The following is a 23680-nucleotide window of genomic DNA, read 5'->3' as shown; positions in this document are numbered from 1 at the left end:
GCACCACTTGATTATTTTGGAGTGAATTATTTATTCCAGATCTGCCACCAACGACGCTCTTTTTGCACGCGCTGACCAGTCAACAACATTTGACTATCAGGAAAGTTCAGTTTAAAAACACGCGCTGCATCATTACTCAAATCTGTCATGCCGAGTTTCTCGTACGACTTCACAAGAAGGTAGAGAGCCTCTTCAACAGCTGGCGCGCGATCGTAATCACGAATAACTAGTTGAGCTCTATTCGCGGAAGCTAGATAGGCACCACGCTGATAGTAGAAGCGAGCCACAATCACATCGGCTTCAGCCAAAGAGTTCACGATATAGCGCATACGATCTAAAGCATCTGGCGCATATTTACTATCAGGAAAACGCTCAACGACTACCTTGAAGGACTCAAAAGCTTCTTTGGCAGCCTTTGGATCACGCTCACTCAGATCCTGACCTGTAAATTTGCCTAACCAACCTAAATCATCATTAAAACTAATGAGTCCTTTAAGGTAGTAGCCGTAATCTAAATTGGGGCTACCTTGATGGAGCTTAATAAAGCGATCAATGGCAACTAAGGCTTGCGCTTGTTCTTGGGCTTTCCAGTAGCAGTAAGCCGCATTAATTTGTGCTTGTTGTGAATACGGGCCAAAAGGGAATCGCCCCTCTAACTTATCAAAGTACTTGCCACATTTTGCGTAATCAGCATCATTTAATTTGGCAGTTGCCTCTGAATACAGCTTGGTCTCAGACCAAATATCCGTATCGTCTTTTTGACCATCGCTACCAGCGCACCCACTGAGCAATAGGCAGGCAGCGCTTGCGCTAACAAATAGCGATAGAAGGGATTTTCTGGAAGATAATCCAACAATGGCAGCAAGCCTTAAACTGGCTTCTGTAATAACGTTCGACATAACTAAAAGGCTCTTTAAGCGTGGCATTGCCGCATACTCCCGATTCGAATCCCATTGATTATATCGATGAAGAGGATTTCATAGCCCTAGAAGTTCCCCATGATGTGAGCGGGGAGCGTTTGGATAAATTTCTTGGGGGTGCTTTACCCGATTATTCCCGTAACCGCCTCAAAGCCTGGGTAGAAGCCGGCGCCGTCACGGTAGACGGAAAGGTCACTAAAGTCCGTCATTTGCTCCGGGGAAGCGAAAGTATTAAGGTATTTCCACAAGAAATGCCCGAACAGTTCGCCTTTGGGCCTGAAAACATCTCTTTGGATGTTGTCTATGAGGATGATTCCATCATTGTGGTCAATAAGCCTGCTGGGCTAGTGGTTCATCCGGCTGCTGGCAATTGGACTGGAACGCTGCTCAACGGCTTGTTATATCGCTTTCCAGAGCTAAAGCTGCTGCCTAGAGCTGGGATTGTGCATCGATTAGATAAGGATACCTCCGGCTTAATGGTGGTTGCGCGCACTGACATTGCTCAAACATCTCTGGTTAGGCAGTTACAGGAGCGTACGGTTGGCCGTCGTTACCTTTCATGGGTATGGGGCGATGCCCCATCCCAGGGCAAAGTATTGGCGACCGTGGGTCGTGACCAGCGTGATCGGTTAAAAATGGCCGCTGGATCCGCCCAAGGCAAACCTGCCGCCACCTTATTCCGTCGTCTTGCCAAGGGCATGTTTTCCGAAAGCCCCGTTGCTTTGCTGGAGTGCCGGCTAGAAACAGGGCGCACCCACCAAATACGAGTTCACCTCGAGTCTCTGGGCTTCCCCTTGCTGGGAGATCCCGTCTATCGCAAAAGAACTCCTGGCGTTGCTAAAACTCTCCCGTTTGAGCGTCAAGCCTTGCACGCCTACGCCTTGAGCTTGCAACATCCATCTACTCAAGAAATCATGACCTGGTTTCGATTGCCCCCTCAAGATTTAATCGACTTACTGCCTTTGGTGGGGATGAGCGAGTTGGATCTTCCTAGGGAGGAGGCTTTGTTAGCCTCCATTAAAAATGATCAGCCCCAATAAAAAGATAGAACCAAGCTGGGCAGTGCCAAGGTCAATCATGGCTTTTTGTAGTACTCGAGTTGGAGGCATCAGTAAGCCTCCATTTGACGACCTTAATCTTGGGCTTAATGCTGGCGATGATCCTGCTGATGTTATGCATAACCGCGCCTTACTTCGGTCAACTCTTCCATCTGAGCCTATTTGGCTAAAGCAGATTCATGGTGTGAGGGTGAGCACCCCAGCTCTGAGGATATCTTGTAGTGATGGACCATTTGAGGCGGATGCCTCGGTGACCAATATCCCCAATGAAGTATTGGCGGTGCTGACCGCGGATTGCATGCCAGTTTTATTTGCAAGTAAGCGTGGGGATGTCATCGGCGCAGCACATGCTGGTTGGCGAGGTCTCAGCGGGGGGGTTTTGGAACGCACTATTGAGGCAATGTGCACTCTATCTCCCGACCTAAATCCGCAAGATATTTCAGCTTGGATGGGTCCAGCAATCGGACCCACGGCATTTGAGGTTGGCGACGATGTCTTGGAGGCCTTTTCAGGTAAGGGTCAATCTGCTGTATCGCAAGCATTCACCCCAATCATTGGGCGGCCAGGAAAATATTTGGCCAATCTCTACATCCTTGCTCAAGACTGCTTAAGCTCCTTAGGCATCACACAAATTACTGGCGGTGGTTTTTGTACCTTCACCGATCAAGAGCGCTTTTTCTCATACCGAAGGGATAAAGCAACGGGGCGATTTGCTTCTTTGATTTGGATTTCTAGCGACGTATAAACTTGGGGTTATTACTAGCTAGCTCTATGGCTAGGGTTAGTGCGTATAACTCTTCTAGCCTTATAGATGGAGAATGGTCTCACTAACTTTACGAGATCATTATGTTTGCAGGCATGAATTCAGGTGTTGCGCCATCCTTGGCTCCGCATCATATGGCATTAATTCCCCCAGAGAATTTATCGGAAATTCAAAAAGAATATTTCACCGAGTTGGCGCATCTTGCGAGCAATCCTGAAGCAATCGAAGTAAAAGATCGTCGCTTCTCTGGCAAGGCATGGCATTCATCTTGGAGTAAGGTGATTGCGGCAACCTACTTGTTGAACTCAAAGCATTTACTTGCTCTTGCTAAAGCGGTGGAGGCTGATGAAAAGACCAAGATCAAAATTCTGTTTACTACAGAGCAAATGATCGATGCTTTATCTCCCTCGAACTTTATAGCTACCAATCCAGAAGTCCTTGAAAATATTATTAGCTCTCAGGGTCAATCAATACAAAATGGGATCGTCAATTTATTAGGCGATATGAAAAAGGGCAAAGTATCTCAAACAGATGAAAGCGCTTTTGAGGTGGGGAAAAATATTGCCACCACTGCAGGTCAAGTCGTATTTCGTAGTGATCTCTTTGAATTAATTCAATACACACCTTTAACAGAAACAGTATTTGAGCGCCCTTATTTAATGGTGCCGCCTTGCATTAACAAGTACTACATTTTGGATTTGCAGCCAGACAACTCCGTGGTGCGTTATATGGTGGAGCAGGGCCATACTGTTTTCTTGGTGTCCTGGAAAAATCCAGATTCCACTATGTCGAAAGTAACTTGGGATGACTATGTAGGAGAGGGTGTCATCAAGGCCATTGAGGTTGTTAAGGATATCGGTGGCACAGAACAAATTAACGTATTGGGTTTTTGTGTTGGCGGCACCTTAACCGCTACCGCATTGGCGGTATTGGCGGCACGCAAAAAAGATTATGTCGCGAGCTTAACTCTGCTCACAACTCTTTTAGATTTCAGTGACAGCGGTATTTTGGATGTCTTTATCGATGAAGGTATGGTGAAGTTACGCGAGAGCACCATCGGAGGTGAGGGTGGTAATTACGGAATGATGTCTGGTCTTGACTTAGGTAATACGTTCTCTTTCTTGCGCCCCAATGATTTGGTCTGGAACTATGTTGTTGAGAACTACCTGAAGGGTAATTCACCACCACCGTTTGATCTCCTGTATTGGAATGGGGATTCAACCAATTTACCTGGTCCTATGTATTGCTGGTATTTGCGTCATACCTATTTACAAAACGAATTGATCAAGCCAGGCAAGCTCACCGTGTGTGGTGAACAGGTCGATCTTGGCAAGATCACCATTCCGGCGTATATCTACGCCTCACATGACGACCATATTGTCCCTTGGAAATCTGCTTATGAGTCTACTCGCATCCTTAAAGGCAAGAATCGATTTGTCTTGGGTGCGTCAGGTCACATTGCCGGCGTGATTAATCCGCCAGCAAAAAATAAGCGTCATTATTTTGAAAACAACAAGTTAGCAAAAACTGCGGATGAGTGGTTAGCAGATGCTAAAGATATTAGGGGTAGTTGGTGGCCCAACTACGCTCAGTGGCTAGAGCAGTTTGGCGGTAAAAAAATTAACGCTAAAAAAACGTTTGGTAATACACGGTACAAAAAACTAGAAGCGGCGCCTGGTAAATACGTCAAAGAAAAAGTAAGCACAGCCGCTAAATAATATTTTCATAAGGGGAACTACATGTCTCAAAAGATTGCATATGTAACTGGTGGTATGGGTGGAATTGGTACCGCTATTTGTCAGCGTCTCGCCAAGGATGGATTCAAGGTCATTGCTGGTTGCGGCCCAAATTCTCCACGTAAAGATCGCTGGATTGGCGAGCAAAAAGCTTTGGGTTACGACTTCATTGCTTCTGAAGGCAATGTATCAGACTGGGAAAGTACCGTTGTTGCATTCGAAAAGGTGAAGGCTGAAGTGGGGCGCGTTGATGTGCTTGTCAACAATGCGGGTATCACCAAAGACAGCGTATTTCGCAAGATGACGCCTGATGCCTGGAAATCTGTGATTGATACCAATCTCAATTCACTATTTAACGTGACTAAGCAGGTGGTTGACGGAATGGCCGATAACGGTTGGGGTCGTATTATCAATATTTCCTCAGTAAACGGTCAAAAAGGCCAATTTGGTCAATCTAACTACTCAACAGCTAAAGCCGGCTTACACGGCTTTACGATGGCCTTGTCACAGGAATTGGCCTCTAAGGGGGTTACGGTGAACACCGTATCTCCTGGTTATATTGGTACTGACATGGTTAAGTCTATTCGTGAGGATGTCCTCGAGAAGATTGTGTCTGGCATTCCAGTCAAGCGTCTTGGCACCCCAGAAGAAATTGCCTCAATTTGCTGCTGGATTGCCTCTGAAGATGGCGGTTATGCCACTGGAGCTGACTTTTCCTTGAATGGCGGCTTGCATACAGGCTAAAACGTCTGAAGAATGTTTTTTTGTTGTGCACTCATCGGCATATTTACCTTTAGGTCAAACTAGGGATAAACTATGTCGATGTTGCATTGCAGTGCCAAGAATTAGGAAAAAACATGGCCACACGTTCTAAAAAAGCCGGCGATAGCCGTTTAATCAAGAAGTACCCCAATCGTCGTTTATATGACACGCAAACTAGCGCTTATGTCACGCTGGTTGATATCAAAAATTTAGTGATGGCTGGCGATACATTTAGTGTCGTTGATGCAAAAACTGAAGACGACCTGACTCGCAATATTTTGCTGCAGATTATTTTGGAAGAGGAGGCTGGTGGAGCACCAGTATTTTCTACCCAAATGCTTTCTCAGATTATTCGCTTCTACGGCAATTCAATGCAGGGACTGATGGGTAGTTATTTAGAAAAGACCATGCAGTCTTTTGTTGATATCCATAATAAACTTGGCGATCAAACCCAAGATTTAGGTGCTGGTAGCACCCCAGAGTCATGGGCCAAAATGCTTAATCTTCAAAATCCGTTGATGCAGGGTTTGACGTCCAACTACATGGAGCAGAGCAAAGATTTGTTCGTGAAGATGCAAGAGCAAATGCAGAAATCACCAACCATATTTAGCGGCTTCCCATTTCCGGCGCAAGCCAATAAAACAGAAAAAGAATAGTTGTGGCTGGAAAAGTAGGTTTTGTTTCCTTGGGCTGCCCCAAGGCATTGGTAGATTCCGAGTTGATTCTGACGCAGTTAAGTGCCGAAGGTTATGAGACGTCTAAGGATTACTCTGGCGCAGACCTCGTGGTGGTTAACACTTGTGGATTTATTGATTCTGCAGTTGAGGAGAGTCTAGCGGCGATTGGTGAGGCACTCTCAGAGAACGGTAGGGTCATTGTCACCGGGTGTCTTGGTGCTCGTAAAAACGCTGATGGTAGCGATCTCATTCAGAGCATTCACCCCAAAGTCCTTGCTGTGACTGGCCCGCATGCTACTGAAGAGGTGATGCAAGCAATACATCTGCATCTGCCCAAGCCGCATGATCCCTTTATGGATTTACTGCCGCCGATTGGTGTGAAGCTAACGCCTAAGCACTATGCCTATCTCAAGATATCCGAAGGCTGCAATCATCGCTGCACTTTTTGCATCATCCCAAGTTTGCGTGGCGATTTAGTATCGCGACCAATTGGTGAAGTGCTGCTAGAGGCCAAGCGATTATTTGAATCCGGTGTCAAAGAGCTACTGGTTGTCTCACAAGACACCAGCGCCTATGGTGTCGATATTCAATATCGTACGGGCTTCTGGGATGGCAAACCCGTCAAGACTCGCATGTTTGATTTGGTCAATGCACTAAATCAAATTGCAAGAGAGCATCAAGCATGGGTGCGCCTCCATTATGTTTATCCCTACCCACATGTTGACGACATCTTGCCATTGATGGCAGAGTTTTCGGATCATGGCTTTGGTGTATTGCCTTATCTAGATATTCCCTTGCAGCATGCACATCCCGATGTGCTTAAGCGCATGAAGCGTCCAGCTAGCGGCGAGAAGAATCTAGAGCGCATTCAGGCATGGCGTGAAGCATGCCCAGACTTGGTGATTCGCAGTACATTTATTGCTGGTTTTCCTGGTGAGACTGAGGAAGAGTTTCAATATCTCTTGGATTTTCTTGATGAAGCTCAAATTGATCGCGCTGGCTGTTTCGCCTATTCACCAGTAGATGGCGCAACTGCAAATGCATTGGATAACCCGGTTCCAGATGCGATTCGTGAGGATCGTCGCGCTCGATTCATGGCCAAGGCAGAAGACATCTCGATCAAGCGACTTGCTAAAAAAATAGGCAAACGTATTCAAGTGCTAATTGACCGAGTCGATGATTCTGGTGGAATTGGTAGAACTACTGGGGATGCCCCTGAAATTGATGGTTTGGTGAGGGTTTTACCCCCAAGTAAGCCCTCGAAGAGATACCGTGCTGGTGAAATCATCAAAGTGACGGTGATCAGCTCCCAAGGGCATGACCTAATAGCCGAAACTTGACTATTGGAATAAAAATAGAGTTTGGGTCTGAAGTTAGGGCCATTAATTTGCCTCAAAAGGCACAGCTAAGGGGATTGTTATGAGTCGTGATGTCGTCGTATTAAGTGCTGTACGTTCTGCAATTGGTACATTCAATGGATCACTCAGCAGCCTTGAGCCGTGTGAGCTCGGCGGTATTGTGATGAAGGAAGCGGTTGCGCGCTCTGGAGTGGATCCTTCATTAATTAATTACATTACTGTTGGCAATACGATTCCTACAGATAACCGTTATGCCTATGTTGCTCGAGTAGCCTCGATTCAGGCTGGTCTGCCAATGGAATCTGTAGCAATGGCATTAAACCGCTTATGTAGCTCTGGTTTACAGGCAATTGTTACAACATCTCAAGCCATTATGTTGGGTGACTGCGATTACGGTATTGGTGGTGGTGTAGAAGTCATGTCTCGGGGCATGTATGGCTCACCAGCAATGCGCAGTGGTGCTCGCATGGGCGATACCAAAATGCTTGACTTGATGGTTTCTGTGTTGACCGATCCATTTGGCGTTGGTCATATGGGCGTTACTGCAGAAAACTTAGTGGAAAAATGGAAGTTCACACGTGAAGAGCAAGATGCTCTTGCGGTTGAGTCCCATCGTCGCGCAGCACATGCAATCAAAGAGGGTCGCTTCAAATCCCAAATCGTTCCAATTACTATTAAAACTCGTAAGGGTGATGTAGTGTTTGATACGGATGAACATTGCAAGCCTGAAACCACCATGGAAACTTTGGCGAAGATGAAAGCAGTCTTCAAAAAAGAAGGTGGTAGCGTGACTGCAGGCAATGCATCTGGTATTAATGACGGTGCAGCGTTCTTTGTTTTGGCTGAAGCCGAAGCGGCTAAGAAGGCTGGTCACAAGCCAATCGCCCGTTTAGTGTCTTACGCTATTGCTGGGGTACCGAACCACATCATGGGTGAAGGCCCAATTCCAGCAACGAAGATCGCTCTAGAGCGTGCTGGTCTGAAATTAGATCAAATCGATGTGATTGAGTCTAACGAAGCATTTGCCGCTCAAGCATTAGCTGTAACTAAAGGCTTAGGCCTCGATCCAGCCAAGACTAACGTTAATGGCGGTGCTATTGCATTGGGTCACCCAATCGGTTGCTCCGGTGCGGCGATTGCGACTAAGGCTATTCATGAGCTACATCGTGTTCAAGGTAAATATGCCTTGGTCACAATGTGTATTGGTGGTGGACAAGGTATTGCTACGATTTTCGAACGTCTCTAAGAGGCGCTCGTTTACTGCTCAGCTTGTCAATCAGGCAATGAGCAGTAAAGCAGCATCCAAGCCGACTCGGTCAAAAGCCGCGTCAGCTTTTTCTTTGACGATGGGCTTTGCGCGATAAGCAATGCTAATGCCCGAGCCATGCATCATTGGCAAGTCATTTGATCCATCACCCATAGTGATGGAGTTCTTTTTATGGCAATTCATGAGGGTGCAAGCGCCGTCAAGATAAGATGCCTTGGCGGCACCATCAACGATTTCTCCAACAACTCTACCGGTAAGTTTGCCATCAATAATTTCTAGGGTATTCGCTTGGGTTTGCTTAAACCCCAGCTCTTGTTGCAGTTTCTCGGTGAAGAAAGTGAAGCCACCAGAAACGAGCAGGGTATAAAGTCCGCCGTCATTGGCACCAACAAGCAATTCAGATGCACCAGGATTAGGGCGCAAACGCTCTTTATACACAGACTCTAGTACATCAGCCGAGACGCCAGCTAAGAGGGCTACTCGTCTACGCAAGCTTTCTTTAAAGTCTTTAATCTCACCACGCATGGTAGCTTCTGTAATTTCAGAAACAGCCGCCTTTTTACCCGTGAAGTCTGCAATCTCATCAATGCATTCAATATTGATTAGGGTAGAGTCCATATCCATTGCTAGGACTTTAACTTCGCTTGGCTTAAATCCTGGGGATAAAAAAGCTAAATCAGAATTGTGAGATGCGGCAATATCGCGCATCGCTACCCGAGCCTCAGGCATCAAGACCTGCTTACTGGTCCAGCGAGTAGTGAAATATTTTGAAGGTGAGTATTCCCTGTCAATCTTGGCAAGTTCAATTCCCAGGACTTTTGCATGCTCAATGAATGCAGTATTTAATTCTGCGGAAATTGGCGTGTTTGCGAGGGCTACAAGAGTAAGGTGGCTAGACATAGGCGGTAGGTAATAGCGAATTAATTAGCTTGAACAGTATTGAGCATGGCAGATTCATTGAGGCTTCTGAGTATCTTTCGGATATGGTCTAGGCGTTGTTCTAGTTTCTCAAAATCTTTCTCCTTTTGGGGGAGAATCTTTAATTTATCTTGGCCATTCAGTTGGATGTATTTTGATGACTGAATTAGTTGAATGATCTTCATCGGGTCAATCGGCGGATTGGGGATGAACTGAATTTGAATGGATGCTGGGGTCGCATCAATCTTTTTAATACCAAAGCCAGCCATCTCCAAGCGTAAGCGGTGTGTTTCATAAAGTGATTTTGCTTGGTCAGGCAAGTCACCATAGCGATCTACCAATTCCTCGCGCAAGCCCATTAATTCTGAGAAGTCATTTGTGCCCGCAAAGCGCTTATACATGGAGAGTCGCTCGTGAACGTCGGGGCAATAATCGCTAGGGAAAAGGGCTGGTACACCAAGGTTGACATCGGTAGTTGCCTGTAAAGGCGAAAGAAGATCCGGCTCTTTTCCACTACGCAAAGATTTAACGGCGCGATTCAGCATCTCGGTGTAAAGCTGAAAACCAATTTCATGAATCTCACCAGACTGCTTATCACCCAATACTTCGCCAGCACCACGAATCTCTAGATCATGCATAGCCAAATAGAAACCAGAACCCAATTCTTCCATCGCCTGAATCGCATTTAAACGCAATTGCGCTTGTTTACTTAGTGCCTCTGGATCCGGTACCAATAAGTAGGCATAGGCCTGATGATGCGAGCGACCAACACGACCGCGCAATTGGTGTAGCTGTGCCAAACCAAACTTATCAGCACGATGCATGATGATAGTGTTGGCTGTTGGTACGTCAATACCAGTCTCAATAATGGTAGTACATAACAAAATATTAGTTCGCTGCGTCACGAACTCACGCATGACCGATTCCAGTTCACGCTCATGCATTTGGCCATGAGCGACGCTAATGCTAGCTTCTGGAATGAGTTCTTGTAATGCATGTTTACGGTTCTGAATAGTTTCTACTTCGTTATGCAAAAAATAGACTTGGCCTCCGCGCTTAATTTCGCGTAATACGGCTTCACGAATGACGCCATCACCTTCACGTCTTACGAAGGTTTTAATAGCTAAGCGCTTTTGAGGTGCCGTCGCGATGATGGAAAATTCGCGCAACCCTTCCATTGCCATGCCTAAGGTTCTAGGAATAGGCGTCGCAGTTAAAGTCAAAATATCTACTTCAGCACGCAATGCTTTGAGCGCATCCTTTTGGCGCACACCAAAGCGATGCTCTTCGTCTACGATCACCAAACCTAAGTTAGCGAACTGGGTTTCTTTGGATAAAAGCTTGTGCGTTCCAATGATGATGTCAGCCTCGCCTTTGGATATCGCCTCGAGAGCAGCATTAATTTCTTTAGTGGTTCTAAAACGAGAGAGCTCAACAATCCGAACAGGCCAATCAGCAAAGCGATCTTTCCAGGTTGCCACATGTTGTTCGGCGAGAAGGGTAGTCGGGGCCAAAATAGCCACTTGTTTGCCACCCATCACAGCCACAAAACTGGCGCGCAGGGCAACCTCAGTCTTACCAAAGCCCACATCACCGCAAACTAGGCGATCCATTGGTGTACCGCTAGTCATATCACCAATCACGGCAGTAATCGCATTGGCTTGATCTGGTGTTTCTTCAAAGCCAAAGCTTTCTGCAAATGCAGCGTAATCATGAGCCGAGAATTCAAAGGCATGGCCTTTGCGAATGGCTCTTGCGGCATACAGACTTAAGAGTTCAGCAGCAGTATCTCGAATTTGTTGTGCAGCTTTACGTCTCGCTTTATCCCACTGGCCAGAGCCCAGCTGATGCAATGGAGCGGAGTCGGGATCTGAGCCCGCATAGCGCGTGACCATTTGTAATTGTTGTACTGGTACGTAAAGCGTGGCATCTTTCGCGTAAACCAAATGCAAGAACTCTTCAAAAATAGGCTCCTCCTTAGGCGGCGCTAAATTCAGCAGTACTAAACCTTGGTAGCGTCCAATACCGTGGTCTGAATGTACGACTGGATCACCAATTTTGAGTTCAGATAAGTCTTTGAAGAGCATGTCCGGATCGGCGCTCTCACTCTCTTTACCTTTTCGTCGTTGACGTGCCGTAGTGGTAAAGAGTTCAGCTTCGGTTACAACAATCAGGTTTTCAGACGGCCAAGTAAACCCATTGAAGAGCTGGGCAGTAACAAGACCAAATAGAGCATCACTCTTAATAAAATCAGCAACGCCCTCAAAGCCTTCAGGCTTTAATTGATAGAGTGGCTTACCACTCTGACTGGCAACCGAATTACTTTCTTCAAAGAGCTGGCGAATAGATTCTTTACGTCCATTGCTGTCACTACAAATTAGTATCCGTACTTTTTCTTGTGAAACTAATGCACGCAATTGATTGATGGGGTCCGCATCACGACGATGGACCGCTAGATCGGGAACCGCTAAAAATTGTGGCGCCTCTTTTGCCTCCTTCTCCAGCGCCAATCGCGCATTGGGTTTGGCTGCAGTAAAGAATTGATCAACATCAAGAAATAATGCAGGCGGCGGAAGAATAGGTCGGTCTAGGTCATGCTTTAAAAATTCATATCTTGAAAGTGTGTCTTTCCAAAAGCCCTTGATGGATTCTTCAATATCCCCAGTACTCACAACCCAGACGGGATCGCCCGAGCGAGGGAAGTAGTCAAAGACGGTAGCAGTCTCTTCAAAGAAGAGTGGCAAGTAAGATTCAATGCCAGCGCTAGGAATGCCTAAGTTGGCATCCTTGTAAATGGAGCAACGAGTTGGATCACCTTCAAACACTTCGCGCCAGCGTCCGCGGAAAGCAGTGCGTGAGGCGTCATCAAATGGGAATTCATGCCCAGGCAAAAGTCGCACTTCTTTAACTGGGTAGAGGCTGCGCTGGGTATCTGGATCAAATGCTCTAATTTGTTCAATCTCGTCCCCAAAAAGATCGAGACGATAAGGTAGGCTTGAGCCCATCGGGAAAAAATCAATTAAACCGCCGCGAATACTGTATTCACCAGGGCGCATCACCGCGCTCACAGGATCGTAGCCAGCCTGCTGTAACTGTAGCTTTAGCGCTGCCTCATTGAGCTTGTCACCTTGCCTAAAGAAAAAAGTGTGTCCCGATAAAAAGTTGGGTGGACCCAGTCTTTGTAGTGCGGTGGTGATTGGCACCAGGACAATATCGCAACTACCGTTTAGCAACTCATACAGTGTTGCTAAGCGCTCCGAGACTAAATCTTGGTGCGGAGAAAAATGGTCATACGGCAGAATTTCCCAATCGGGTAATAAGCGCGTTTTGAGTTGCGGTGCAAAAGCGGGGATTTCCTCTAGGAGGCGCTGCGCTTCCTGTGCCTGAGCACAGAAAATGACCATGACCGAGAATTCAGTTCTATAACGAAGTGCAGATTGGGCAATTAATGCGGCATCTGCAGAGCCAACCAGGCCTGAAAAGGTAAAGCGCTGCCCAGCCCGCGGTGCGGGTATGGGGGTTGCGAGTTTTAATACATCAGACATCTAGGCTCATTATAGAATCAGGTATGCCTTCTGGAATCCAATCCTCATTACCTTTGCCTCAATGTCATGCCTTGCTGCCTACGGCTGGGACAGGATCTAGACTTGGTGGCGTTTTGCCAAAGCAGTTTCAGGAGCTCGCGGGACAACCGATGCTGGCTTATGCCCTCAAGGCCTTTCACGATACCCCGGAGATTGCCTCCATATGGGTGGGTGTGAGCCCTAGTTTTATTCATAATCCCATCTTGAAGAGTCTTTCTGGAAATTCATCCTCCGTCCGATTTCTTCCGAGTGGGGGGGCTACCCGTCAAGAAACCGTCAGAAATACCTTGTCTGCCATGCTCAAAGCGGGTATTCCTGAAAATGATTGGGTGTTGGTTCATGATGCTGCCCGCCCTGGTATCTCTCCGGCATTGATTCAAAAACTGATTGCATTGGTCTCTCAATTAGGTGAGGGCGGTTTATTGGCAATGCCTTTAGCAGACACCCTCAAAATGGCTGATGCCAATTCCGCTATAGCCGGCAACCCAACGCGAGCAATGAAAACAATTCCCCGTGAACATCTCTGGCAGGCTCAAACCCCTCAAATGTTTGGCTTAAGGCGTCTGCATGATGCGATCGAAGAGGGTATCCGCTTGGAGGCTGATATTACAGATGAAGCCAGTGCCATGGAGCTTGCTGGCGCAAGTCCATTATTAATAGAAGGCGCGACTCGCAACTTCAAAGTTACGCATCCAGCGGACTGGGAGTTAATGCACGCTATTTTGCAGGCATCAGATAAATAATTACCTTTAGCCAAGCATCCATAAGAATCCAATGACCCAAAGCCCCCATATCCCTCAATTTAGAATCGGCCAAGGCTATGACGTCCATGCCCTGGTAGCGGATCGTAAATTGATTTTGGGCGGCATTCATATTCCCAATGAAACAGGTTTATTAGGCCATTCCGATGCAGATGCTTTGCTGCACGCCCTGACGGATGCCATATTGGGGGCTGCAGGCTTAAATGATATTGGGCAACTATTCCCGGACACCGATCCCCAGTTCAAGGATATGGATAGCCGAATTTTGCTCAGAGCAGCCTTGCAAAAAGTGCAAGCTGCAGGTTTTCAGGTGGGTAATGTCGATGCAACCATTATTTGCCAGAAGCCTAAATTGGCCGCTTTCTTGCCGGATATGGTTCGTAATATTGCAGTAGATTTGGCTGTCACGCCCAGTCACGTCAACCTTAAGGCTAAGACAAACGAATCCTTGGGGCACCTCGGACGAGGCGAGGGCATCGCTGTCCATGCCGTAGCTTTACTGTACAAGGCTTAAATATCCTCTAAAACCGCCAAGCATTGTAGAATTACGGTCTTTAGAGTGAAGCTTTAGCTCGGTAGGGTTTGCGGAATTCGCGCGAGGATGGCGAAATTGGTAGACGCACCAGGTTTAGGTCCTGACGCCAGCAATGGTGTGGGGGTTCGAGTCCCCCTCCTCGCACCACAAGATATCTACTTGGCTTGGGCTTCATATATTCTGATTTTCAATTAAGAGACGAGAATGGCTGTGCAGATAGAAAATTTAGGTCAGTTAGACCGCAAAGTTACCCTAGAGTTCGCTCGTGCCGATTTGGCTAAGGCAAGAGAAGCCCGTTTGGTTAAATTGGGTAAGACCATGAAAGCTCCAGGCTTCCGTCCAGGCAAAGTGCCTAAGAACATGGTTGAAAAGCAATATGGTATGCAAGTGGATTTTGAACTTCAGTTCGATAAAGCTTCAGAGATGTTCTATGACTTAGCTCAAAATGAAAAACTCTTGTTAGCTGGTCAGCCACGCCTAGATCCTAAGAGCGAACTAGATGCTGACAAGATTGTGTTTGATGCTTACTTTGAAGTGTTGCCAGAAGTGAAAATTGGCGATTTCAGTAAAGCTGAAGTAACCAAATACGTAACTGATATTTCGGATGCAGAGATCGACCGTGCTTTAGATGTATTGCGCAAGCAGCAGGTTCATTACCACCCACGTGGCGAAGCTGGTGCCCATGGTGATGGCGGCGCAAATACTGCTGCCCAAGCTGGTGATCAAGCTGTTATTGACTTCGTAGGCAAAATTGATGGTGTTGAGTTTACTGGCGGTAAAGCGGAAAACTTTGAATACGTACTCGGCGAAGGCCGCATGCTACCAGAATTTGAAGCCGCGACTCTGGGCCTCAAAGCAGGCGAGAGCAAGACATTCCCATTAAGCTTCCCAGCCGATTACCACGGTAAAGATGTAGCAGGCAAAACTGCCGACTTCACGATTACTGTGAAGTCAGTGAACTGGGCGCACCTACCCGCCGTTGATGATGCATTTGCATTGTCATTGGGCGTTACTGAAGGTGGCGTTGCAAAAATGCGTGAAGAGGTTAAAGAAAACTTGGATCGCGAAACCAAGCGCCGCATTACTTCCTTGTTAAAAGGCGAGGTAATGGACAAGCTCAATAGTATTTGTGAGTTCGATGCACCAAAATCTTTGGTTGCTCAAGAGCAAGAGCGTTTAGTTGAGTCTGCACGTCAAGACTTAATGCAACGCGGCATTCCGAATGCTAAAGATGCACCTATTCCCGCTGAGATGTTTGCTGAACAAGCACTCAAGCGCGTTCGCCTCGGTTTGATTTTGAGCGACTTGGTTAAGAAGCAGAATTTAGCTGCAACCGCAGATCAAATCAAGGCTGAAATTGATGAGCAGGCTGCCACTTACGAAGATCCAAAAGAAGTAGTTCGCTGGTTCTATAGCAACCCAAGCCGCCTCAAAGATATTGAAAACTTGGTTCTCGAAGACAACGTCATTAAGTATTTCACTTCACAAGCTAAAGTGATTGATAAGGCCGTTACCTTCGAAGAGCTGAGCAAGCTTAACTAAATCTAAGTATTTACTGAAAAGGTCCGATCCTATGAGCCAGAATCATTTCCAGTCTGAGAATTTTGAGCCTAAAGGCTTGGGTTTAGTTCCAATGGTGATTGAAACCTCTGGTCGAGGTGAAAGGGCCTATGACATTTACTCCCGCTTACTCAGAGAACGTGTGGTTTTCTTAGTTGGCGAAGTAAATGATCAAACTGCAAACTTAGTCATTGCCCAGCTGCTATTTCTTGAGAGCGAAAATCCAGATAAAGAAATCTCTTTATATATCAACTCTCCAGGCGGCTCTGTGTCGGCCGGTTTAGCAATCTTCGATACGATGCAATTCATCAAGCCACATGTCAGTACCCTTTGCATGGGTATGGCTGCTAGCATGGGTGCATTCTTATTGTGTGCCGGCGAAAAAGGTAAGCGTTATGCATTGCCTAATTCTCGTGTAATGATTCATCAACCCTTAGGTGGTGCTCGTGGCCAGGCTTCTGATATTGAAATCCAAGCCCGTGAAATTTTGTACTTGCGTGAGCGCTTGAATAAAATCTTGGCTGACCGCACTGGCCAATCCATCGAAACGATTGCTAAAGATACTGATCGTGACAACTTTATGTCTGCTGAGCAGGCGCAAGAGTATGGCTTGATCGATAAAGTAATCGACAAGCGCCCTTAATACAGTACCAACATCTAAGTCTACCTTGAGCGATACAAACAACTCCAATAGCGCAGACAAAGTTCTGTATTGCTCTTTCTGCGGCAAGAGCCAGCATGAAGTTAAGAAACTCATTGCTGGGCCATCCGTATTCATTTGCGATGAGTGCATCGACTTATGTACGGACATCATTCAAGAAGAGCTAGCAAAACTGCCTAAAGTAGACGGTGAAGATTCATTGCCTACGCCACATCAGATACGTGAGAATCTAGATCAGTATGTAATTGGTCAGGACCATGCGAAGAAGACTCTAGCTGTAGCGGTATACAACCACTATAAGCGCTTGCAGTACTTGCCAAAGCCTAAAAAAGATAAGCTGGAAAAAGACGGTAAGGCTGTAGAGGCTAGTGAAAAAACTGCGGATAAAAAAGAAACTAAAGTTCCCGCTAAGGCTATGGTGGATGGTGTTGAGCTCGCGAAGAGCAATATCTTGCTGATCGGTCCAACTGGCTCCGGTAAAACATTGTTGGCCCAGACCTTAGCGCGCATGCTCAATGTGCCTTTTGTCATGGCAGATGCAACAACATTAACTGAAGCCGGTTATGTTGGTGAAGACGTTGAAAATATTATTCAAAAGCTATTACAAGCTTGCGACTACAACGTAGAAAAAGCACAACATGGAATTGTCTACATCGATGAGATCGATAAGATTTCTCGTAAATCTGACAACCCATCCATTACCCGTGACGTATCTGGTGAGGGCGTTCAACAAGCATTATTAAAGTTGGTTGAGGGCACTATGGCTTCCGTACCCCCACAAGGTGGTCGTAAGCATCCAAACCAAGATTTCTTGCAAGTAGATACAACCAATATTCTGTTTATCTGCGGTGGCGCATTTGATGGTCTTGAGAAGGTCATTCAGCAACGTTCAGCCAAGACTGGCATTGGATTTAATGCCACGGTACCCGGCAAAGATGATCGTGGCATTAGCGACCTCTTAATCGAAGTTGAGCCTGAAGATTTAATCAAATTTGGACTCATTCCAGAGTTGATCGGACGACTACCAGTTGTTGCCACCTTGGCCCAACTAGATGAGCCCGCCCTGATTCAGATCTTGACTGAGCCTAAGAATGCCTTGGTTAAGCAATATCAAGCACTGTTGACGATGGAAGGCTCTGAGCTGGAAGTTCGCCCAGCTGCCTTATCAGCTATCGCTAAAAAAGCAATTGCACGCAAGACCGGTGCTCGTGGACTACGCTCGATTCTGGAAGGTTCGCTCATGGATGTCATGTATGACTTGCCATCGTTGAAGAACGTTCAAAAGGTAGTAATCGACGAGAGCACGATTGCTGATGGCGGGAAGCCTATTTTGGTCTACAAGCAGGGTGACGAATCTGCAGAATTGAGCAAAAAAGCCTAATTTTTGGTTTTTTTAGCTGTTTTCGGTAGTTTTTTGCACACTTTTAGCATATTTCCCCCTTGTTTTTCACTGGGTGGCATCCATATAGGTAGTATCCTATTCTCTAATTATGTCCGTATGTAGTGGTACGGCATCTTAGAGATTTTTACGGAATGACTACTTTGGAGGAATTGCCCCATGCCTGGCCACTTATTACTACCCTCTGAACCCATTCAACTCCCACTTCTCCCATTAAGGGACGTTGTGGTGTTTCCGCATATGGTGATCCCTTTGTTTGTGGGTCGGCCAAAATCGATTAAGGCCTTAGAGGCTGCCATGGAAACTGGCAAAAATGTCCTTTTGGTAGCCCAAAAGGCGGCTGCTAAGGATGAGCCAAGTGTTGAGGACCTCTATGAGGTTGGCTGTATCGCTAATATCCTGCAAATGCTAAAGCTTCCAGATGGCACTGTTAAGGTGCTGGTGGAGGGGGTTCAACGTGCCGAAGTGAGTCAAGTAGAAGATAGTCAAGGTTATTTCGGCTGCGAGGCGACTCCAACATCGATGTCGTCTTTAGATGCTCATGAGACAGAAGCATTGCGTCGCGCCATCATGGCGCAGTTTGATCAGTACGTAAAACTGAACAAGAAGGTTCCACAAGAAATTCTGTCTTCCTTGGGTGGCATTGATGATCCAAGCCGTTTGGCTGACACAATCTGCGCACATTTGCCAGTCAAGTTAGAGCAGAAGCAGCGCTTACTTGAGATGACAGATGTAGTTCAGAGGTTGGAAAGTCTTTTGGCTGATCTCGAAAGCGAAATTGATATCTTGCAAGTTGAAAAACGTATTCGTGGACGCGTAAAGCGTCAGATGGAAAAGAGTCAACGCGAGTACTACCTGAATGAGCAGGTTAAAGCAATTCAAAAAGAATTGGGCGAGGGCGAAGAAGGTGCTGATCTTGAGGAACTCGAGAAACGCATCAAGGCTGCCCGTATGCCTAAAGAGGCATTGAAGAAGGCTGAGTCTGAGTTGAAGAAACTTAAGCTTATGTCGCCAATGTCCGCCGAAGCTACGGTGATTCGTAACTTTATAGACACCTTAGTAAACCTTCCTTGGAAGAAAAAAACCAAGATCAATAACGATTTAACTAATGCTGAAAAAGTATTAGATGAAGATCATTATGGTCTTGATAAGGTCAAAGAACGCATTTTGGAGTATCTTGCAGTTCAGCAACGTGTCGATCGCGTTAAGGCTCCAATCCTGTGTTTAGTTGGCCCTCCAGGTGTTGGTAAAACTTCTCTTGGCCAATCGATTGCTCGTGCAACGAATCGCAAGTTTGTGCGCATGGCTTTAGGTGGTGTTCGTGACGAGTCAGAAATTCGCGGGCACCGTCGTACTTACATTGGCTCAATGCCCGGAAAGATTCTTTCTAGCTTAACCAAAGTCGGCGTACGCAATCCTTTATTCCTCTTGGATGAGGTAGATAAGATGGGTATGGATTTCCGTGGCGATCCTGCGAGCGCTTTGCTTGAAGTTTTAGATCCAGAGCAGAATCATACCTTTCAAGATCACTATGTTGAGGTTGACTTTGATCTGTCGGATGTGATGTTTGTTGCCACCTCGAATTCTTTAAATATTCCTGGCCCACTGTTAGATCGCCTTGAAATTATTCGCCTTGCTGGATACACGGAAGATGAGAAGACTAGCATTGCTACTAATTATTTAATTCCTAAGCAGATTAAAAATAATGGTCTGAAAAAAGATGAGCTGAAGATTGAGGAAAGTGCTGTGCGCAGCATGATTCGCTACTACACCCGTGAGGCCGGCGTTCGCTCCTTAGAGAGAGAAATCAGCAAGATTTGTCGTAAGGTAGTGAAGTTGCTACTCCTTAAAAAAGAGGCGGCTCCAGTAACAGTAAATGCCGATAACTTAGAGAGGTTCCTGTCTGTTCGTATGTACGATTTTGGTCTTGCTGCCAAAGAGAATCAGGTTGGCCAGGTCACTGGTTTAGCTTGGACTGAGGTCGGTGGAGATCTGTTGACGATTGAAGCTGCAGTCATGCCTGGTAAGGGCGTAATTACTCGTACAGGGTCGATTGGCGATGTGATGAAGGAGTCTGTCGAGGCTGCAAAAACAGTGGTTCGATCTAGGGCGAGAGCGCTAGGAATTACTGATGAAGCCTTCGAGAAAAAAGATATCCACATTCACTTCCCAGATGGTGCAACCCCGAAAGATGGTCCATCAGCCGGTATTGCGATCACGACAGCCTTGGTGTCGGTATTTACAGGTATTCCGATTCGATCAGATGTGGCAATGACTGGTGAAATCACTTTGCGTGGAGAGGTTCTTCCAATTGGCGGCTTAAAAGAGAAGTTGCTGGCAGCGCATCGCGGTGGCATTAAGTTGGCCTTAATTCCAGAGGAAAACGTCAAGGATTTGATCGATATTCCTGATAACGTGAAGAATGCAATTGAAATCGTGCCAGTCCGCTGGATTGATAAAGTTTTGGAGCTTGCCTTGGAGCGTAAACCAGTTGCTTTGCTAGATCCAACTCCTGAAGAACTCGCTAAAAAAGCTGCTGAAGCTAGCAAAGCCAATGAAAAGATTTCTTCTGGAGAGGCCTTGAAGCATTGATGCCTAGGGATATTTGAGGGGTTTGGGGTCGAATCGAACTGTCAAGCGCAGTCCATTTTGATGAAGAATCCCTCTTTTATTCCCGCACTAGGTTACAATCTCGTCTGTAATTTGGGGCGCTTAGCTCAGATGGTAGAGCGTCTGCCTTACACGCAGAATGTCGGCGGTTCGATCCCGTCAGCGCCCACCAGTTTCCCAAATAGCATTTGGTTTACTTCTTTCAGGCTTTCTAGTTCTCCTAGAACTCCCGCCTAGTACACTCGCATCATTGACTTTATTTTCGAGCGATTAATTCATGTTTGATTCCGTACGTAAGCACCAAAAAATTCTGCAGCTTGTGTTGATGTTATTTATCGTTCCCTCTTTTGCTTTGTTTGGTATCTCTAGTTATTCCGAATTTATGGATAAAGAGACTGACATTGTTAAGGTGAACGGCAAGCCCATTACAGCGCAAGAAGTTGATATGGCTGCTAAGCGCCAAGCTGAGCGCGTTGGTGGAAATGTTCAAATCGCTCAGAGCCTGCCGTTTCGTCAAGCGATCCTCAATGAGTTACTTCAACAGCGCATTCTTGGTTTTGCAGTTAGCGACTTACGCCTTCAGGTAGGCAAGCAAGAGCTTGTTAATAGCTTACAAAAGATTCCGCAGATTCGTGCCTTATATCGTGAAGATGGCAGCTTTGATGATCTGCGCTTTAAGCAACTACTTGCAAGCAATGGCATGAATGAAGAGCAGTTTTACGCCGGCCAAAGCTTTGACTTGAAAATCCAGCAACTGGTCAATTCTGTTGCGCGCACTGAATTAGCTAGCCCAAAATTATCTGAGATAGTTTCATCTTTGTATGAAACTGAAAGACAAGTGCAGACACTTGAATTCAACGCCAAGGACTACCTGAGCAAAGTGAATCCTAGTTCAGAAGAGTTACAGGCGTTTTACGAAGCTAATGCCAAACTGTTTGAGCGCCCTGAATATATTGATGTGGAATACATTGTTCTTAAAGCTGATCCCAAGGAAGATTCCAAAGCCTTTAATGAAAAAGCAGATCAGTTTGCAAATATCACTTACGACCAATCTGATAGCCTCAAGCCTGCTGCAGATAAATTGAAACTTAGCATTCAATCCCTGAAGGGTGTTACTCGTGGTGGGGCGCCTGGTGTATCCAAGGATCATCCCTTGGCCAATCCAAAGCTTATTCAATCTCTCTATGGCGATGAAGCTTTGAAAAACAAGCGTAATACTGAAGCTGTTCAATCTTCTCCAGGCGTATTTGTTTCTGCTCGTGTTGTGACATTGCACCCAGCGCAGATCCGACCTTACCAAGAGGTTGCCGCAGAAGTGAAACGTCAAGTAAGTCAGCGCGCTGCCGAGAAGTTGGCTATTGCCGCCGCTAGCGATAAATTTACATCCCTAGAAAAAGATCCAAAGAACTCTGCTGGCTTTAGCAACGCGAGCTGGATTTCACGTAATAAGCCTGGTAATTTAGTCGGCCCATCTATGGATGAGGTCATGGCTATTAACGCTGATAAATTGCCTGCCGTGGTATCAATCTCTAATCCCGGTGTTGGCACTACGATTTATCGTATAGACCAAGTTCGTCAACCTACTTCAATTGATGCCAAGGTTCATAAGGCGCAAGCACAACAGATTCAAGCTTTGGCCGCACAGTCAGAATTTTCAGGCTTTATGGCTTACTGGCGCAATAGTGCTGGCGTGAAAGTAATCAACCCACTCAAAACCGCAAGCGCTGGCAGCGCGGGCAGTTAATTGCTAAGGCGATTTCTTAAGTAAGTTACTGTATGGGGCCATTGAGCCCCATACGTTTTTAAAGAGAATGGCTTGCGCTTGTATATTTGGGTGCAATCGATCCGCCTGAAATAATTCAGATTTTGTTGCAACACCTTCCAGAAAAAACGGCAGTAGCTCTGTGCGCTCTTCATTGGCCAACTGAGGGAAGAGCTTTTTAAATTGTGAGGTGTAACTCTGACCATAATTGGAAGGTATCTGTATGCCAAAAAGTAAAACCCGTGCACCCGATTTTTTGCTCATCTGAATCATCTTGCGCAGGTTGGTTTCAGTTTGTGCAATAGGAAGGCCGCGCAAGGCATCATTTGCGCCCAACTCAATCATCACGATCCCAGGCTTCTTTTGAGCTAAAAGCCCTGGTAGTCGTGCAAGACCGCCCGAGCTAGTCTCCCCGCTAATGCTGAAATTAAATACAGTCCAAGGGCTTTTATCGTTCTCAAGCTGTTTTTCTAGAAGATTGACCCAGCCAGCGCCACGTGGCAGACCATATTCAGCGGACAGGCTGTCACCCAAGACCAAGATCACTGGATTTGTTTGAGCCCAAGAACAAATGCTCATTAAGAGGCAAAATAAGCCCGTAACTAATTTATTAGCTGTTAAACACTGAATCTGCATTTTTCAATTCTAGAAAATTTCCCACATGAATACAGAGTCTAAATCCATTACCGCCGACCGGGTGGGGAAGCTAGTCAAGACATCTGATGGTGACCTAGTTATTTTGCACGACATTAGCTTTTCGATTGAGCGTGGTGAAAGTGTGGCGATTGTCGGCAGCTCTGGCTCTGGCAAAAGTACTCTGTTGAGTCTGTTGGCCGGCTTAGATGTTCCCAGTTCTGGGCAGATTGACTTAATGGGTGAAAACCTCAATCTTCTAGATGAAGATGGAAGGGCTCGTTTGCGCGGCAAGTCTGTTGGATTTGTATTCCAATCCTTCCAATTGTTGCCCCATTTAACGGCCCTAGAGAATGTGATGCTACCTTTAGAGATAGCGGGGGGGTCTCAGGCTGAGGCACGACTAGCTGCCACCAAATGGCTTGAAAAGGTGGGTTTAGACCAGAGGGCAAATCACTTTCCTAAAACCCTCTCTGGTGGCGAGCAGCAACGTGTTGCATTAGCTCGAGCCTTTATTAATCGACCCGCCATACTCTTTGCAGATGAGCCCACGGGGAGTCTTGATGAGGCGAGCGGAAACAGGGTGATTGAGCTCCTTTTTGAGTTAAATCGGGAGAATTCCTCGACGCTGGTTTTGGTAACCCATGATCCAGCCTTGGCTGCACGGTGTGGACGCCAACTGAACCTTCAAGGCGGGTGCCTAGTTTGACCGAAAC

General features: G+C 46.4%; 19 protein-coding genes and 2 tRNA genes. 17 read left to right on the top strand and 4 right to left on the bottom strand.

Annotated features, from left to right (window positions below):
- Positions 1–26: 26 nt before the first annotated feature.
- Positions 27–899, bottom strand: a complete 873-nt coding sequence (locus CBI30_RS07155) for an outer membrane protein assembly factor BamD (RefSeq protein ID WP_088527659.1) — start codon at positions 897–899, stop codon at positions 27–29.
- Between the two features lie 20 nt (positions 900–919).
- Here CBI30_RS07155 and CBI30_RS07150 point away from each other — a divergent pair, with 20 nt between their 5' ends.
- The 7 genes from CBI30_RS07150 (at position 920) to CBI30_RS07120 (ending at position 8520) form a co-directional block, all read left to right on the top strand.
- Entirely contained in the window at positions 920–1960 is a 1041-nt protein-coding gene (locus tag CBI30_RS07150) for an RluA family pseudouridine synthase (protein WP_206075599.1), read from the top strand.
- Between the two features lie 37 nt (positions 1961–1997).
- The gene (pgeF, locus tag CBI30_RS07145) at positions 1998–2723 is read left to right on the top strand and encodes a peptidoglycan editing factor PgeF (RefSeq protein ID WP_240553526.1); all 726 of its coding nucleotides are present in this window, start codon (positions 1998–2000) and stop codon (positions 2721–2723) included.
- A gap of 101 nt (positions 2724–2824) precedes the next feature.
- Positions 2825–4459 carry a class I poly(R)-hydroxyalkanoic acid synthase gene (phaC, locus tag CBI30_RS07140; protein ID WP_088527619.1) on the top strand — a complete coding sequence of 545 codons (1635 nt, stop codon included), beginning with the start codon at positions 2825–2827 and terminating at the stop codon, positions 4457–4459.
- A 21-nt stretch (positions 4460–4480) separates the two neighbouring features.
- Positions 4481–5221, top strand: a complete 741-nt coding sequence (locus tag CBI30_RS07135; RefSeq protein ID WP_088527618.1) for a 3-ketoacyl-ACP reductase — start codon at positions 4481–4483, stop codon at positions 5219–5221.
- A gap of 113 nt (positions 5222–5334) precedes the next feature.
- Positions 5335–5895 (top strand): polyhydroxyalkanoate synthesis repressor PhaR, encoded by a 561-nt coding sequence (phaR, locus tag CBI30_RS07130; RefSeq protein WP_088527617.1) that lies wholly within the window; start codon positions 5335–5337, stop codon positions 5893–5895.
- 2 nt (positions 5896–5897) lie between these two features.
- Complete coding sequence (gene rimO, locus CBI30_RS07125; protein ID WP_088527616.1) at positions 5898–7256, top strand: 30S ribosomal protein S12 methylthiotransferase RimO; 1359 nt, start codon at positions 5898–5900, stop codon at positions 7254–7256.
- A 79-nt stretch (positions 7257–7335) separates the two neighbouring features.
- Complete coding sequence (locus tag CBI30_RS07120; RefSeq protein WP_088527615.1) at positions 7336–8520, top strand: acetyl-CoA C-acyltransferase family protein; 1185 nt, start codon at positions 7336–7338, stop codon at positions 8518–8520.
- 30 nt (positions 8521–8550) lie between these two features.
- Here CBI30_RS07120 and serB read toward each other — a convergent pair whose 3' ends face one another.
- Entirely contained in the window at positions 8551–9441 is an 891-nt protein-coding gene (gene serB, locus CBI30_RS07115) for a phosphoserine phosphatase SerB (RefSeq protein WP_206075598.1), read from the bottom strand.
- Between the two features lie 20 nt (positions 9442–9461).
- Positions 9462–13004: a transcription-repair coupling factor gene (gene mfd, locus CBI30_RS07110; RefSeq protein ID WP_088527614.1), complete on the bottom strand. Its 3543-nt coding sequence runs from the start codon at positions 13002–13004 to the stop codon at positions 9462–9464.
- 23 nt (positions 13005–13027) lie between these two features.
- Here mfd and ispD point away from each other — a divergent pair, with 23 nt between their 5' ends.
- The 9 genes from ispD to CBI30_RS07065 all read left to right on the top strand — a co-directional run bounded on the left by ispD (position 13028) and on the right by CBI30_RS07065 (position 22313).
- Positions 13028–13786, top strand: coding sequence for a 2-C-methyl-D-erythritol 4-phosphate cytidylyltransferase (gene ispD, locus CBI30_RS07105; RefSeq protein ID WP_169711262.1), 759 nt, complete (start codon positions 13028–13030; stop codon positions 13784–13786).
- 31 nt (positions 13787–13817) lie between these two features.
- The gene (gene ispF / locus CBI30_RS07100; RefSeq protein WP_088527612.1) at positions 13818–14318 is read left to right on the top strand and encodes a 2-C-methyl-D-erythritol 2,4-cyclodiphosphate synthase; all 501 of its coding nucleotides are present in this window, start codon (positions 13818–13820) and stop codon (positions 14316–14318) included.
- Positions 14319–14399: 81 nt separating this feature from the next.
- A tRNA-Leu gene (locus CBI30_RS07095) sits at positions 14400–14486 on the top strand.
- Positions 14487–14543: 57 nt separating this feature from the next.
- The gene (gene tig, locus CBI30_RS07090; protein ID WP_088527611.1) at positions 14544–15881 is read left to right on the top strand and encodes a trigger factor; all 1338 of its coding nucleotides are present in this window, start codon (positions 14544–14546) and stop codon (positions 15879–15881) included.
- A gap of 31 nt (positions 15882–15912) precedes the next feature.
- Complete coding sequence (clpP, locus tag CBI30_RS07085; RefSeq protein WP_088527610.1) at positions 15913–16542, top strand: ATP-dependent Clp endopeptidase proteolytic subunit ClpP; 630 nt, start codon at positions 15913–15915, stop codon at positions 16540–16542.
- Between the two features lie 25 nt (positions 16543–16567).
- Positions 16568–17941, top strand: a complete 1374-nt coding sequence (gene clpX, locus CBI30_RS07080; protein WP_088527609.1) for an ATP-dependent Clp protease ATP-binding subunit ClpX — start codon at positions 16568–16570, stop codon at positions 17939–17941.
- Between the two features lie 177 nt (positions 17942–18118).
- The gene (gene lon, locus CBI30_RS07075) at positions 18119–20551 is read left to right on the top strand and encodes an endopeptidase La (protein ID WP_088527608.1); all 2433 of its coding nucleotides are present in this window, start codon (positions 18119–18121) and stop codon (positions 20549–20551) included.
- A 114-nt stretch (positions 20552–20665) separates the two neighbouring features.
- A tRNA-Val gene (locus tag CBI30_RS07070) sits at positions 20666–20741 on the top strand.
- 105 nt (positions 20742–20846) lie between these two features.
- Positions 20847–22313 (top strand): peptidylprolyl isomerase, encoded by a 1467-nt coding sequence (locus CBI30_RS07065; RefSeq protein ID WP_088527607.1) that lies wholly within the window; start codon positions 20847–20849, stop codon positions 22311–22313.
- 3 nt (positions 22314–22316) lie between these two features.
- On the opposite strand, the gene CBI30_RS07060 is transcribed toward CBI30_RS07065, so the two are convergent.
- Positions 22317–22910, bottom strand: coding sequence for an arylesterase (locus CBI30_RS07060; RefSeq protein ID WP_240553525.1), 594 nt, complete (start codon positions 22908–22910; stop codon positions 22317–22319).
- An 82-nt stretch (positions 22911–22992) separates the two neighbouring features.
- Here CBI30_RS07060 and CBI30_RS07055 point away from each other — a divergent pair, with 82 nt between their 5' ends.
- Positions 22993–23673: an ABC transporter ATP-binding protein gene (locus tag CBI30_RS07055; RefSeq protein WP_088527606.1), complete on the top strand. Its 681-nt coding sequence runs from the start codon at positions 22993–22995 to the stop codon at positions 23671–23673.
- Positions 23674–23680: the final 7 nt, after the last annotated feature.

The organism is Polynucleobacter aenigmaticus (assembly GCF_002206635.1).
In the GTDB taxonomy this organism is placed as follows: Bacteria; Pseudomonadota; Gammaproteobacteria; order Burkholderiales; family Burkholderiaceae; genus Polynucleobacter; species Polynucleobacter aenigmaticus.
This window is presented reverse-complemented; position numbering and strand designations above follow the sequence as displayed.

Bases quoted from the DNA above. Each gene is read 5' to 3' on its own strand.
- CBI30_RS07155 (WP_088527659.1), bottom strand. From the start codon at position 899: ATGTCGAACGTTATTACAGAAGCCAGTTTAAGGCTTGCTGCCATTGTT.
- pgeF (WP_240553526.1), top strand. From the start codon at position 1,998: ATGGCTTTTTGTAGTACTCGAGTTGGAGGCATCAGTAAGCCTCCATTT.
- phaC (WP_088527619.1), top strand. From the start codon at position 2,825: ATGTTTGCAGGCATGAATTCAGGTGTTGCGCCATCCTTGGCTCCGCAT.
- CBI30_RS07135 (WP_088527618.1), top strand. From the start codon at position 4,481: ATGTCTCAAAAGATTGCATATGTAACTGGTGGTATGGGTGGAATTGGT.
- phaR (WP_088527617.1), top strand. From the start codon at position 5,335: ATGGCCACACGTTCTAAAAAAGCCGGCGATAGCCGTTTAATCAAGAAG.
- CBI30_RS07120 (WP_088527615.1), top strand. From the start codon at position 7,336: ATGAGTCGTGATGTCGTCGTATTAAGTGCTGTACGTTCTGCAATTGGT.
- serB (WP_206075598.1), bottom strand. From the start codon at position 9,441: ATGTCTAGCCACCTTACTCTTGTAGCCCTCGCAAACACGCCAATTTCC.
- mfd (WP_088527614.1), bottom strand. From the start codon at position 13,004: ATGTCTGATGTATTAAAACTCGCAACCCCCATACCCGCACCGCGGGCT.
- ispD (WP_169711262.1), top strand. From the start codon at position 13,028: ATGCCTTCTGGAATCCAATCCTCATTACCTTTGCCTCAATGTCATGCC.
- ispF (WP_088527612.1), top strand. From the start codon at position 13,818: ATGACCCAAAGCCCCCATATCCCTCAATTTAGAATCGGCCAAGGCTAT.
- tig (WP_088527611.1), top strand. From the start codon at position 14,544: ATGGCTGTGCAGATAGAAAATTTAGGTCAGTTAGACCGCAAAGTTACC.
- clpP (WP_088527610.1), top strand. From the start codon at position 15,913: ATGAGCCAGAATCATTTCCAGTCTGAGAATTTTGAGCCTAAAGGCTTG.
- lon (WP_088527608.1), top strand. From the start codon at position 18,119: ATGCCTGGCCACTTATTACTACCCTCTGAACCCATTCAACTCCCACTT.
- CBI30_RS07065 (WP_088527607.1), top strand. From the start codon at position 20,847: ATGTTTGATTCCGTACGTAAGCACCAAAAAATTCTGCAGCTTGTGTTG.
- CBI30_RS07060 (WP_240553525.1), bottom strand. From the start codon at position 22,910: ATGAGCATTTGTTCTTGGGCTCAAACAAATCCAGTGATCTTGGTCTTG.
- CBI30_RS07055 (WP_088527606.1), top strand. From the start codon at position 22,993: ATGAATACAGAGTCTAAATCCATTACCGCCGACCGGGTGGGGAAGCTA.